Origin of the sequence: Pseudomonas sp. BRM28, from assembly GCF_002939405.1 — a bacterium.
GTDB lineage: Bacteria > Pseudomonadota > Gammaproteobacteria > Pseudomonadales > Pseudomonadaceae > Aquipseudomonas > Aquipseudomonas palmensis.
The window spans coordinates 3,286,612-3,300,343 of record NZ_PEFV01000001.1; the positions used below are offsets into that span (position 1 = coordinate 3,286,612).

A 13,732-nucleotide genomic window follows, 5' to 3' on the forward strand; every position below is an offset into this window, starting at 1 on the left:
CACCTGCTGGCGCTTGCGATTGCCTGCGCCGGTATCGCCACGCCGCTGCTGGCCGCCGATGAACAGGCTGTGCCCCAAGCCCGGCTGAACCTGCCGCAAACCGACGTCAACGCCACCCGCATCGCCGACGGCAGCGCCGAAGCCGGCTACCTCACCGACTCGCTGAAGAACGTCGGCGCCCTGGGCGGCATGGCCCTCAAGGACACGCCCTATTCGATCAGCGTGGTGTCCAGCGAGCTGATCCGCAACACCCAGGCCACCTCCACCGACGACATCTTCAAGCTCAGCCCCTTCACCCAGTTCACCTCGCCCTCGGGCGCCGGCTATGCCAGTTCGGTGGCGATCCGCGGTTTCAACGACCTGGGCAATCTCAACATCGCCAACGACGGCCTGCGTTTCAGCAATGGCTCCGACAGCGGCAACTTCGTCGAGGAGATGGAGCGCCTGGAGATCGTCACCGGCCTCAGCGGCTTCCTGTATGGCCCCGGCAGCCCGGGCGGGCTGGTCAACTACGTGCTCAAGCGCCCCACCTACGAGCGCTACAACAGCGTGACCCTGGGCAACGCCGGCGGCGAGAACGCCTATGTGCACGGCGACTTCGGCGGCCCGATCGACGATCAGGGCGTGCTGGCCTACCGCGTCAACGTGCTGGCCCAGGACGGCGAGACCGCCATCGACCTGCAGAACCGCCGTCGCAAGATGGTCAGCCTGGCGCTGGACTGGAACGTCAGCGACGACCTGCTGGTGCAGTTCGACGCCTCGTACAAGAAAAACCAGACCCACGGCCTGACCAGCTACTGGTACTTCGCCGACCAGCGCCTGCGCCCCGACGCCGATCAGTTGGACAACGACAAGCTCTACAGCCAGCGCTGGGCGTTCTCCGACAGCGAGCACGAGCGCGTCGGCAGCCGCTTCAACTGGCGCCTGAACGAGGTGTTCAGCCTGCGCGGCGCGGTGGCCCACGACCGCAACCGCACCCAGTACGCCTACACCGGCCCCACCGTGACCTCGCCCGGGGTCTACAGCCAACCGCTGTACGCCTTCGCCCCGGTCGAGCGCGAGGAAACCTCGGCCTACCTGTTCGCCGACGCGGCCTTCGACACCGCCAGCATCGGCCACAAGGTCACCTTCGGCTATCAGGGCAACGTGGCGCGGGTACGCGACTACACCGACTACATTCCCTTCCCGGGCCCGCAGTACCAGCCGGTGGGCGGCAACGGCTCGATCCCGCTGGATGAAACCCCGCAGTACGCCAAGCCCGACTACTCCATCGGCCACGGCGACCAGCGCCTGTCCTCGCGCACCCAGGCCGACAACCTGCTGCTGGGCGATGTGATCACCTTCAACGGACAATGGTCGACCATCCTCGGGGTCACCCGCACCCGCATCAAGACCTTCAGCGACAACTTCGTGTGGGCCGAATCGCTCGGCACCCCGAGCCAGATCGACAACTACAACCAGAGCAAGACCTCGCCCAACGTCTCGCTGATCTACAAGCCGCTGCCCTGGCTGACCACCTACGCCACCTACATCGAAGGCCTGCAGGCCGGCGGCATCGCGCCCAACACCGCACTCAACGCCGGCCAGGCCATGGCCCCGGCCATCAGCGAGCAGTACGAGGTGGGGGTCAAGGCCGAAGTGGGCGAAGCCCTGCTGACCCTGGCACTGTTCAACATCGACAAGCCCAATGGCTACACCAACCAGCAGCAGATCTACGTGCAGGACGGACGCCAGGAGAACAACGGCCTGGAGTTCGGCATCACCGGCAAGGTCACCCCGCAGCTGACCCTGGTCAGCGGCCTGACCCTGCTCGACCCCCAGGTGAAGAAGGCGGCCAACGCCAGCATCGAGGGCAACAAGCCGGTGGGCGTGGCCAGCCAGCTGGCCAAGGTGTACGCCGAATACGACCTGAACGGCGTGCCCGGATTCGCCGTGACCGGCGGCGCCTATTACACCGGCAAGCAGTACGTGGATGAGGCCAACCACTACAGCCTGCCGTCGTTCACCACCTTCGATGCCGGTGCGCGTTATCGCCTGCCGCTGGCGGACAACGCCCTGACCCTGCGCGCCAACGTCAGCAACCTGACCAACAAGGCGTACTGGCTGAGCGACCACTTCCTGGGCGCGCCGCGTACCCTGACGTTCTCGGCACAGCTGGAGTTCTGAGCCCCTTCGCCGGCATTGCCGGCTCCTGCACGGGCGCACGCAGCCTGCAGGAGCCGGCGTTGCTGGCCAAATGCCCACCTCGCGCCGCGCAAATCCCTGAGCGCCGCCAAAATCAGTACCAAAGAACCATTGCCGTTCGCATCCGGCCCTGATATTGAGTGTGCCGCTTTGCGCACCCGCGCCTTTCGTTTCCTCTTGCCCACCCCGCTGGCTTCATCCCCACGCGATCCGAGATGCCGACATGATTGAAAACTCCGATGTAATGTATCGCCTGCTGGTACAGAGCGTGATCGATTACGCGATCTACATGCTGACCCCGGAGGGTGTGGTCAGCAACTGGAACGCCGGGGCGCAGCGGGCCAAGGGGTATACCGGCGAAGAGATCATCGGCGAGCATTTCTCGGTGTTCTACAGCGCCGAGGAGCGCGCCACGCAGTTGCCGCAGAAAAACCTGCAGACCGCCCGCGACCAGGGCCGCTTCGAGGCCGAGGGCTGGCGCCTGCGCAAGGACGGCAGTGCGTTCTGGGCGCACGTGGTGATCGACGCGGTGCATGACGACGACGGCCACCTGGTCGGCTTTGCCAAGGTTACCCGCGACTGCACCGAACAGCGCCGCGCCCTGCTCGAACAACGTGAACAGGAGCGTCACTTCCGCCTGCTGGTACAAGGCGTGAACGACTACGCCATCTACATGCTCGACCCGCTGGGCCATGTGATCAACTGGAACGCCGGCGCCGAGCGGGCCAAGGGCTACACCCACGACGAGATCGTCGGCCAGCATTTCTCGGTGTTCTACACCCCGGCGGACCGCGCCGCCGGCCTGCCCGCCCAGTGCCTGGACGCCGCACGCCAGACCGGCCGCTTCGAGGCCCAGGGCCTGCGCCAGCGCAAGGACGGCTCGCACTTCTGGACCAACGTGGTGATCGAAGCCATCCACGACGACGATGGCCAGCTGCTGGGGTTTGCCAAGATCACCCGCGACATCACCGAGCGCCGCCAGTACGAACTCGACCTGCTGGCAGCCAAGGAGCTGGCCGAAGCGCAGAGCGAGAAAATGGCCGCGCTGTCGCAGTTTCTCGACTCGGTGATCAGCAACATCCCGTCCAGCGTGATGGTGCTGGACGTGGCCTCGCGCCAGATCCTGCTGGCCAACCCGCAGGCCGAGAAGCTGTTCTCCAGCCAGCAGTGCGCCCTGGTCGGCAGTACCCCGCAGCAGAGCCTGGTGCCGGTGATGGCCGGCTACCTCGAACACCTCACCGAGCATTGCCTGAACCACAACGGCCTGCACCTGACCGAAGACCACCTCGACACCCCGCTGGGCCGACGCACCCTGCGCTCACGCACCCTGCTCAGCCGCAACCCGCAGGTGGGTGCGGGCCACTATGTGCTGCAGATCGCCGACGACGTCACCGACGAGATCGCCGCGCACGCGCAGATTCACCACATGGCGCACCACGACGAACTCACCGGCCTGCCCAACCGCACGCTGTTCCACAACTGCCTGGAAGAGGCGCTGGCCGATGGGCAGGCGCGCCAGCACATGACTGCGGCGCTGTGTCTGGACCTGGACAATTTCAAGAACATCAACGATGCCCTGGGGCATGCCTTCGGCGACCGCCTGCTGCGTGCTTTGGGCCAGCGCCTGCGCAGCGTGCTGCGCGACCAGGACACCCTGGCGCGCCTGGGCGGTGACGAGTTCGCCGTGGTGCTGCCGCACCTGGCGCGCCTCGAGGATGCCCAGCGCACCGCCACGCGCCTGATCGAGGCAGTGGCGCCGGCGTTCCTGATCGACGGCCACAGTTTCTCGGTGGGCCTGAGCGTGGGTATCGCCATCGCGCCGGTCGACCACCACAAGGCCGACCAGTTGCTGCGCTACGCCGACATGGCGCTGTACGAGGCCAAGCGCAACGGGCGCAACCGCTACGAGCTGTTCCACCCCGAGCTCGACGAAGCCGCGCGGCGCCGTCGCATCATGGAAACCGACCTGCGCACCGCGCTGCACCTGGGCCAGCTGCACATGCACTACCAGCCGATCATCGGCAACGACGGGCAGATCACCGGCTACGAGGCGCTGATGCGCTGGCAGCACCCGGTCAAGGGGCAGGTCATGCCGATGGACTTCATCCCGATTGCCGAAGAGACCGGGCTGATCCACGAGGTGGGTACGCGGGCGCTGAACCTGGCCTGCCAGGAGGCCGCCAGCTGGGCCACCGAGCAATCGGTGGCGGTCAACCTGTCGCCGGTACAGTTCAAGAACAGCGACCTGGTGGAAGTGGTGCAGCTTGCGCTGACCGACGCCAGGCTCGACCCGTCGCGCCTGGAACTGGAGATCACCGAATCGGTGCTGCTGGAGAACAGCGACGGCAACCTGCGTACCCTGCAGGTGCTCAAGGACATGGGCGTGCGTATTGCCCTGGACGACTTCGGTACCGGCTACTCCTCGCTGGGCTACCTGCGTTCGTTCCCGTTCGACCGGATCAAGATCGACAAGTCGTTCGTGCACGACATGGGCGAAAGCCGCGAGGCGATGTCGATCATCCGCGCCATTACCGGCATGAGCAGCAGCCTGCTGATCAACACCACCGCCGAGGGGGTGGAGACCGAGGCGCAGTTCAAGCAGTTGCAGGCCGAGGGTTGCTCGCATTTTCAGGGGTATCTGTTCGGGCATCCGCAGCCGGCTGACAAGCGCCAGAAGGGAGGCCGGTAGATCAGCGAGCGCGCAGGCCGTTTCGCCGGCAAGGCCGGCTCCTACACGACAGGTGCGGGAGCCGGCCCTGCCGCCACCTGATCGTACAGCCGCCGCAGCCGCTGCACCGCCGCCTCGATCTCGCCCACCTTGACCCCGCCGTACCCCAGCACCAGCAGGTTGTCGTCATCGGCGTCGGGCTCCACGCTGTAGCCGCCGCGCAGCACCAGCCCATGTGCCGGGGCCTGCGCCAGCATCTTGCGCGCCGTGCCCGGGGCACCGATGCGTACCGCCAGGTGCAATCCCGCCTGCCCCGCCGAGTACCCGATCAGCGCCCCGAAGGCCTCGTCCAGGCACTGCTGCAGGCAACTGCGGCGCTGGGCGTACTCGGCGCGCATCTTGCGGATGTGCCGGGCAAAATGCCCTTCCTGGATGAAGTCGGCCATCGCCGCCTGAATCGACAGGTACCCTGGCCGGTACAGCTGGATCAGGCCCTTGCCGAAGGCCTCGGCCAGCCCCTCGGGCACCACCAGGTAACTCAGGCGCAGCCCCGGGAACATCACCTTGCTGAAGGTGCCCAGATAGATCACCCGCTCTTCGCCACCGAGCCCCTGCAGCGACGGCATCGGCTCGATGTCGTACCGGAACTCGCTGTCGTAGTCATCCTCCACCACCCACAGGTTGTTGGCCTGGGCATACGCCAGCCAGTCACGCCGGCGCTGCAGCGACATGATGTTGCCGGTGGGGTACTGGTGCGACGGCGTGACGAACGCCAGCCGCGGCGCAGCAGCCGGCACTGCCGAGGGCAGGCAGGCGCCCTGCGCATCGATCGCCAGCGGCGCGCAGTGCAGCCCCGCCGCCGAAAACACCACCGGCGCCCCCCAGTGGCAGGGGCTCTCGACCCACACGGTGTCCCCCGGGTCGCCCAGCAGCTTGGCCACCAGGTCCAGCGACTGGTGGGTGCCCTGGGTCACGATCACCTGCGCCGGGCTGCAACGGACTGCGCGGGCCGCATACAGGTAGGCACTGAGCGCCTCGCACAGCGGGCGATAGCCGCCCTGATCCACGTAGCCAGCCAGGTGCGCCTGGCGCTTGCTCAGGTAGCGGTTGTGCAGGCGCTTCCAGATATGAAACGGAAACAGGTCGGCGTCCGACACGCCGCCCACGAAGGCGCCCTCGGCCCGCGCCACCGCGCCGAAACGCGCGTTGATCGCCTTGCCCCGGGCCGACAGCGGCGCCTGGTCGGGCGTATCGGGGGCCGGCACGCCGGTTTTCACCTGGGGCAAGGTGTCGGCCACGAAGGTGCCGCTGCCGGGCCGGGCGTACAGGTAGCCTTCATCGAGCAGACGGTCGTAGGCCAGCGACACGGTCAGGCGCGAGACCAGCAACTGCTCGGCCAGCGCCCGGGTGGAGGGCAACTTGTGGTTGACCGGCAGGCGCCGCTGCAGGATCGCCGCCTGGATCGCCTGATACAACTGGCGCTGCAGGGTCACGCCGCCGTCGCGGTCCAGCGTGCCGACCAGCAGGTCGTGGAGAAGCGATGCCATCGGGTGCCTCACTGCAGGGGCGGGATCGGAACCGCGAGCATACAAGTGGCCTTAACAACTGATCAACTCTGGATATAACCGATATAGCCAAACAGGCCTATGTTCGAACCAGTGCTGGCCTGACACCCCAGCTTTCCCGGCAATCGACAGAGTGATGTTCAGTGACCCTTCACACACCCCCTGCCTTCGACGCATTGCTGGTCGCAGCTCCGCCCAAGGTTTCGGCCGAACAGGCGCAGGCCGTGGCAGCGCAGTACTTCGGCCTGCACGGCGCATGCCGCCTGCTCACCGGCGAGCGTGACCTCAACTTCCAGATCACCTGCGCCGACGGCGCCCAGTACCTGCTCAAGGTCTCCAACGCGGCCGAAGACCCGCAGGTGGCCGACTTCCAGAACCAGGCGCTTCTGCACATCCAGCACTGCGACCCGACCCTGGCGGTGCAGCGCATCTACCCCAACACCAGCGGCAGCTACCAGATCCCGCTGATGTTCGATGGCCAGCCGCTGCTGGTGCGGCTGTTCTCGTTCGTCGACGGGATCTGCCTGCACCGCGTCGAACACCCCGAGGTGGCGCTGCGCAGCAGCCTGGGCGAGCACCTGGCCCGCCTGGGGCTGGCCCTGCGCGGCTTCTTCCACCCCGGCGCCGGGCACGAGCTGCTGTGGGACCTCAAGCACGCCTCGCGGCTGAGCGACAAGATCGGCCTGATACAGGACCCTGAAGAGCGCCAGCTGGCCCAGCACTTTCTGGACAACTTCGAGCGCCACGCACAACCGCACCTCAAGGGCCTGCGCGCACAGGTGATCCACAACGACCTGAACCCGCACAACGTTATCGTCGATGCCAGCCAGCCGCACCCGGTGCGCAACATCCTCGATTTCGGCGACATGGTGCATGCGCCGCTGGTCAACGACCTGGCCGTGGGCGCCGCCTATCAACTGGGCAGCCAGGGCGACCCGCTGGAACACGCTGCACCGTTCATCCGCGCCTACCACCGCATCGCGCCGCTGGAGCCGCTGGAACAGGAACTGCTGGTGGACCTGATCGCCACCCGCCTGGTGCTGACCGTGACCATCACCAACTGGCGCGCTGCGCTGTACCCGGAAAACCGCACCTACATCCTGCGCAACGCGCCGTCTGCCTGGCGTGGCCTGAAGGCCCTGGCTGACGTGCCGCGCGAGGTCGCGCAGCAACAGATTCGTCGTATCTGCTCCGAGGAGACGCTGTAAATGACCATGATCAATGGCTTCACCGCCGAAGATGCCGCACGCCTTAGCGAAACCGAACGTGCCCTGATCGAGCGCCGTGCGCGCGTGCTGGGCCCGGCCTACCGCCTGTTCTACGAACACCCGCTGCACCTGGTCAAGGGTGAAGGCGTGTGGCTGTACGACGCCGACGGCAAGCGTTACCTGGATGCCTACAACAACGTGGCCTCCATCGGCCACTGCCACCCCAAGGTGGTCGAGGCGCTGTACGAGCAGGCCAAGGTGCTCAACACCCACACCCGCTACCTGCATGAAGGCATCCTCGACTATGCCGAGAAACTGCTGGCCACCTTCCCGCCCGAGCTGGACCAGGTGATGTTCACCTGCACCGGCAGCGAGGCCAACGACCTGGCCCTGCGCATCGCCCGTCAGTACACCGGCGGTACCGGCCTGATCGTGACCCAGCTGGCCTACCACGGCGTGACCGACCAGATCGCCGCCGCCTCGCCTTCGCTGGGTGCGGGCGTGCCGGTGGGTGACTTCGTGCGTACCGTGCGGGCTCCTGACGCCTACCGCCTGGGCGCCGAGAACGTGGCACAGATCTTCGCCGACGACGTGCGCGCCGCCATCGCCGACCTGCGCCGCTGCGGCATCAAGCCGGCAGCACTGCTGCTCGACGGCATCTTCGCCAGCGATGGCGTGCTGTCCGACCCGGCCGGCTTCCTGCAACAGGCGGTGGCCGTGGCCCGCGAAGAGGGCCTGCTGTACATCGCCGACGAGGTGCAATCGGGCTTTGGCCGTACCGGCTCGCACATGTGGGGCTACCAGCGCCATGGCGTGCAGCCCGACATCGTCACCATGGGCAAACCCATGGGCAACGGCCAGCCGATTGCCGGTGCGGTGTTCCGCGGCGAGGTGCTCGATGCGTTCGGTCGCACCGCCCGCTACTTCAACACCTTCGGCGGCAACCCGGTGTCATGTGCAGCAGCCAACGCGGTGCTCGACGTGATCCAGGGCGAAGGCCTGATGGCCAACTGCGCGGCGGTGGGCGAATATTTCAAGGCGGGTCTGCAAGGGCTTGCCGAGCGCTACCCGCTGATTGGCGACGTGCGCGGGGCCGGGCTGTTCGTGGGGGTCGAGCTGGTAACCGATCGTGCCAGCAAGGCGCCGGCCACCGAGGCAACGGCACGGGTGGTGAACGGCATGCGTGAACGTGGCGTACTGATCAGTTCGGCGGGGCCGGCGGCCAACATCCTGAAGATCAGGCCGCAGTTGATCTTCCAGCGCGAGCATGCCGATCTGTTCGTACAGACGCTGGAGGCGGTGCTGAAGTCGCTGAACTGACAGCAAGAGGCATTGACGGTTGTGGCCCTTTCGCCAGCAAGGCTGGCTCCTACAACGATTGGTGCAGGAGCCAGCCTTGCTGGCGAAGGGGTTCACTCACTTGGTCTTGGCAACCCAGGCATTGAAGCGCTGCTCGAGGTCTTCGCCGTTGTTGACCCAGAACTCGCTGTCCATCGGGATGGCCTGTGCCAGGTTGTCCGGCGCGGTGTTCAACTGCGCCGCCAGTGCAGGGTCAAGCAGCCCGGCGGTATGCAGGTTGGTCGACCCATAGCCCAGCTTGGTGGTGTGGATCTTCTGGTTTTCCGGGCGCAGCGAAAACGCGATGAAGTCCTCGGCCAGGGCCTTGTTCTTGCTGCCCTTGGGGATCGCCCACGAGTCGATGGCGTAGATGCTGCCATTCCATACCGTGTGCACATTGGCGCCGGCCGCCTGTGCGGCGAACACCCGGCCGTTGAACGCGGTGCTCATCACCACGTCGCCGCTGGCCAGGAACTGCATCGGCTGCGCACCGGCCTCCCACCACTGGATGTCAGGCTTGATCTGGTCCAGCTTGCGGAATGCACGCTCCACCCCTTCCGGCGTCGACAACACCTTGTACACGTCGGCATACGGCACGCCATCGGCCATCAGTGCCGCTTCCAGGGTGTACTTGGCGCCCTTGCGCAGGCTGCGCTTGCCCGGAAACTTCTTGGTGTCCCAGAAATCGCTCCAGCCGGTAGGCGCCTGCTTGAGCTTGTCGCCGTTGTAGGCCAGCGCCATCGACCATACCAGCAGGCCGCCGCCGCAGTCCGACAGGGTGCCGGGCACGAAATCCGCTTCCTTGCCGATACGGTTGAGGTCCAGGTGTTCGAACAGGCCCTCCTCGCAGCCACGGATCAGTTCGGCGCTCTCGACCTGCACCACGTCCCAGTTCACGCTGTTGGTGTCGACCATGACCTTGATCCGGCCCATTTCGCCGTTGTATTCACCCGCTACCACCTTGCTGTGGCTGGCGGCGGCAAAGGGGGCGTAGAAGGCCTCGGTCTGTACATCCTTGCTGGCACCGCCAAACGAAATCACGGTGATTTCGGCAGCAAGGGCGTTGGCGGCAAAAGCACTGAGCAACACGGCGGCAATGGTGGTTCTTTTCATGTCTACCTCTGTAATTTATTGGTTTTGGCAGAGTTGATACACGCTGGGCGTCCTTTCGGGTGGTCGCACTTCAGCTTCGGTAATCCACCTGATCACCACTGATCAGGCGCAAGGCGGCGGTCCAGGCCAACAGGTGAAGTTGCTGATCGAATTCGGCGTCGGACTGCTGCGCGGTCAGTTCGCAGACCGCTTCGTCCGGCAGGCGCAGCGGCGGGTTGCCCGCCAGTGCCTGTACCTGCGCCTGGCAGGCGCGCTCCAGGAAGTAGATCTGGTTGAAGGCTTCGGCAATGCAGCGCCCGGCGGCCAGCAGGCCATGGTTGCGCAGGATCATCGCCATGTGCGGGCCCAGGTCCCTGACCAGGCGCTCGCCTTCGGCCGGGTTCAGCGCAATGCCCTCGTAGTCGTGGTAACCCAGGCGGCGATAGAACTTCAGCGCATGCTGGGTGATCGGCAACAGCCCCTGCTCCTGGGCCGACACGGCCATGCCGGCAGCGGTATGGGTGTGCACCACACAGGCCAGGTCCGGACGTGCGGCGTGGATCGCCGAATGGATGTTGAAGCCGGCACGGTTGACGCTGCCGGCGTCATAGCCGGGGTCGATGGTGTTGCCGTGGTGGTCGATCTTGATCAGGTCCGAAGCGCGCATTTCATGAAACAGCACGCCGTAGCGGTTGATCAGGAAATGCCCCGGCTCGCCGGGGACACGGGCCGAGATGTGCGTGTCGATCAGATCGGTCATGCGAAAGTGGGCCAGCAGCCGGTACAGCGCTGCCAGGTCGCAACGGGTCTGCCACTCTTCGGGCGAAACCTGCTGCGCGTCGATCCGCGGGGTGTTGGGGTGCATCGCGCCTCCTTGTTCATGGTATGTTTCGGGCACTTGGCCCGCCGGCATGCAGGGATGTTGCAGCAGCCCCCGGCGGCCCACCATGCACAGAACGCGCTGGTTGTGCCGGCCCTGTTATGGTGTTTTCACCAGTACACCCACCGCCACACCCTCGCCTGACGGATGTTTTCTATGATGTTGTTGGATGCCAGCTCGTCGCAGTCGCTGGTCAACCAGATCGTTGCGGGCATCACCCTCGCGATCAACGAACAGCGCTTGCGCCCGGGCACCAAGCTGCCCTCCATCCGCAAGTTCGCGCAAACCCACAAGGTCAGCCATTTCACCGCCGTCGAGGCCTATGACCGGCTGGTGGCCCTGGGTTACCTGACGGCGGTGCGCAATGCCGGCTTCTATGTACGCAGCGCCCCCGACACCCCCGCCCCGCCGCCGATGCCCAGTGCCAGCGACGATGCCTTCGACTTCGACGCCTACCTGCTGCTGCAGAAGGTGTTCCAGCCGCTGGGCATGGACCTGCGCCCGGGCATCGGCCTGCTGCCCGAGCCCTGGAGCGACGATGACGGGGTGCAACGCAGCCTGCGCGCCCTGAGCCGTCGCGACCCGAGCGAGTTCACCGGCTACGGCCATGCCAAGGGGTGCGCCAACCTGCGCGCCCGGCTGGTGGAGAAACTGCTCGATACCCGGGTCAACGCCCACCCCGAGCAGATTCTGCTGACCAGCGGCGCCAGCCATGCGCTGGACCTGCTGGTGCGCTACCTGGTGCACCGCGGCGACAGCGTGCTGGTGGACGAACCGGGCTACCACAACCTGTTCCTCAACCTGCGCCTGCAGGGGGCCCGTCTGCTGGGGGTGCCACGCACCCGCGACGGCATCGACCTGGACGTGCTCGAGGCGCAGATCCGCGAACACCGGCCCAAGGTGTTCTTCACCAACACGCGCCTGCAATGCCCCACCGGCACCAGCCTGACACTGGCGGTGGCCCACCGTCTGCTGCAACTGGCGGAAAAGTACGACTTCCTGATCGTGGAGAACGACATCTACGCCGACCTCGACCCGTCCGACCAGCAGGCGCTGGCAGGCATGGACCAGCTGGCGCGGGTGATCTACGTGGCCAGCTTCTCCAAGAGCATCGCGCCGGCGCTGCGGGTGGGGTTCGTTGCCGCGCACCGCGACCTGATCGACGAACTGGTGCCACTGAAGATGGCCAGCGGCCTGACCACCTCGGCAATTGCCGAGGAACTGGCACTGGAGGTGCTGCTGCAGGGGCGCCACCGCAAGCACGTCAAGCAGTTGCAGGCCAACCTGGCCCTGGCCCATGAACAGGTGGCGCGCAAGCTCGAGGCGGTGGGCATGGAGATCTTCGTCAAGCCCCATGCGGGGTTGTTCCTGTGGGCCCGTCACCCCCAGGTCGAAGACGCCACGGCACTGGCCATGGACGCGCGCGAACACAAGATTCTGCTCGCGCCCGGGCAACTGTTCATGCCCGATGCGCGGGTGGTGCCGTGGCTGCGCTTCAATGTGGCGCACGCGCAGGATGAGCGGATCTACCGGCTGTTGGAGCAGGCCGCACACTGACCGGATTCGACTCGCCTCTTCGCCAGTAGGCGCCGGCCTTGCCGGCGAAGCGGCCCGCCCGGGCGACACACCCGCAGGTCCGGAGAATCAGGCATGACACGCAGAGAAATGCCGGTGGGCACGCCCGGTGCCCGCGCGGACAATGCGCCGCCTCTACCGTCATTGCTTTTGCGAGGTTCCCCCATGTACACCGCCATCGGCTACGCCGCCCAGTCGGCCACCACACCCCTCGCCCCCATGACCTTCCAGCGCCGCAGCCCACGCCCCGACGACGTGGCCATCGAGATTCTCTACTGCGGTGTGTGCCACTCCGATATTCACCAGGCCCGCAACGAATGGGGCATCGCCGTGTACCCGCTGATGCCCGGCCACGAAATCGTGGGCAAGGTCACTGCCGTGGGCGCCAGCGTCAGCCGCTATCAGGTGGGTGACCTGGTGGGTGTGGGCTGCATGGTCGACTCCTGCCGCCACTGCCAGGCCTGCGCCGCCAACCTGGAACAGTACTGCCTCGAAGGCCCGACCATGACCTACGCCACCCCCGACCGGGTCGACGGCAGCAACACCATGGGCGGCTATTCCAGCAGTATCGTGGTCGACCAGCATTTCGTGGTGCGCATCCCGGCCGGAATGGACCTGGCCAGCGCCGCGCCGATCCTCTGCGCCGGTATCACCACCTATTCGCCGCTCAAGCACCACGGGGTCAAGGCCGGGCACAAGGTCGGCATCCTCGGCATGGGCGGCCTGGGCCACATGGGCATCAAGCTGGCCAAGGCCATGGGCGCCGAAGTCACCCTGTTCACCCGTTCGGCCAGCAAGGCCGAGGAAGCCCGCCGCCAGGGCGCCGACCATGTGGTGGTGTCCACCGATGCCGCGCAGATGGCCGCCGTGGCCGGGCACTTCGACTTTCTGCTCGACACCATCCCGGTGCAGCACGACCTCAACCCCTACCTGGAAACCCTGAAGTTCGACGGCGTGCACATCCTGGTGGGCCTGATCGAACCGGTGGAGCCGCCCCTGCACGCCGCCAACCTGGTGCTCAAGCGCCGCGTACTGGCCGGCTCGCTGATCGGCGGCATCGCCGAAACCCAGGAGGTGCTGGACTTCTGCGCCGAGCACGGCATTTGCTGCGACATCGAGATGCTCGACATCCAGCACATCAACGAGGCCTACAGCCGCATGATCGCCGGCGACGTGAAGTACCGCTTCGTGATCGACATGGCCTCGCTCAAGGCCTGAGCCC

General features: G+C 66.2%; 8 protein-coding genes and 1 pseudogene. 6 read left to right on the forward strand and 3 right to left on the reverse strand.

What is annotated here, in order from left to right; genetic code table 11:
• Positions 1 to 75: 75 nt before the first annotated feature.
• Both CR917_RS15550 and CR917_RS15555 read left to right on the forward strand, forming a co-directional pair.
• A pseudogene (locus CR917_RS15550) lies at positions 76 to 2,166 on the forward strand (TonB-dependent receptor); the annotation flags it as partial.
• A 241-nt stretch (positions 2,167 to 2,407) separates the two neighbouring features.
• Positions 2,408 to 4,873: an EAL domain-containing protein gene (locus tag CR917_RS15555; protein WP_256589687.1), complete on the forward strand. Its 2,466-nt coding sequence runs from the start codon at positions 2,408 to 2,410 to the stop codon at positions 4,871 to 4,873.
• A 41-nt stretch (positions 4,874 to 4,914) separates the two neighbouring features.
• Here the strand turns inward: CR917_RS15555 and CR917_RS15560 are convergent, their stop codons facing one another.
• Positions 4,915 to 6,399: a PLP-dependent aminotransferase family protein gene (locus CR917_RS15560; RefSeq protein ID WP_058540379.1), complete on the reverse strand. Its 1,485-nt coding sequence runs from the start codon at positions 6,397 to 6,399 to the stop codon at positions 4,915 to 4,917.
• A gap of 161 nt (positions 6,400 to 6,560) precedes the next feature.
• On the opposite strand from CR917_RS15560, the gene CR917_RS15565 reads away from it, so the two are divergent.
• Positions 6,561 to 7,625: a phosphotransferase gene (locus CR917_RS15565; protein WP_058540380.1), complete on the forward strand. Its 1,065-nt coding sequence runs from the start codon at positions 6,561 to 6,563 to the stop codon at positions 7,623 to 7,625.
• Positions 7,626 to 8,945, forward strand: a complete 1,320-nt coding sequence (locus CR917_RS15570) for an aspartate aminotransferase family protein (RefSeq protein WP_043861696.1) — start codon at positions 7,626 to 7,628, stop codon at positions 8,943 to 8,945.
• Between the two features lie 96 nt (positions 8,946 to 9,041).
• On the opposite strand, the gene CR917_RS15575 is transcribed toward CR917_RS15570, so the two are convergent.
• Both CR917_RS15575 and CR917_RS15580 read right to left on the reverse strand, forming a co-directional pair.
• On the reverse strand, positions 9,042 to 10,076 hold the full coding sequence (locus CR917_RS15575) for an ABC transporter substrate-binding protein (protein ID WP_043861695.1): 1,035 nt from the start codon (positions 10,074 to 10,076) through the stop codon (positions 9,042 to 9,044).
• Positions 10,077 to 10,146: 70 nt separating this feature from the next.
• Positions 10,147 to 10,920: a class II aldolase/adducin family protein gene (locus CR917_RS15580; RefSeq protein ID WP_043861694.1), complete on the reverse strand. Its 774-nt coding sequence runs from the start codon at positions 10,918 to 10,920 to the stop codon at positions 10,147 to 10,149.
• Between the two features lie 171 nt (positions 10,921 to 11,091).
• On the opposite strand from CR917_RS15580, the gene CR917_RS15585 reads away from it, so the two are divergent.
• The gene (locus tag CR917_RS15585) at positions 11,092 to 12,492 is read left to right on the forward strand and encodes a PLP-dependent aminotransferase family protein (RefSeq protein ID WP_104572588.1); all 1,401 of its coding nucleotides are present in this window, start codon (positions 11,092 to 11,094) and stop codon (positions 12,490 to 12,492) included.
• 183 nt (positions 12,493 to 12,675) lie between these two features.
• Positions 12,676 to 13,728: an NAD(P)-dependent alcohol dehydrogenase gene (locus tag CR917_RS15590; protein ID WP_043861692.1), complete on the forward strand. Its 1,053-nt coding sequence runs from the start codon at positions 12,676 to 12,678 to the stop codon at positions 13,726 to 13,728.
• Positions 13,729 to 13,732 lie beyond the last annotated feature (4 nt).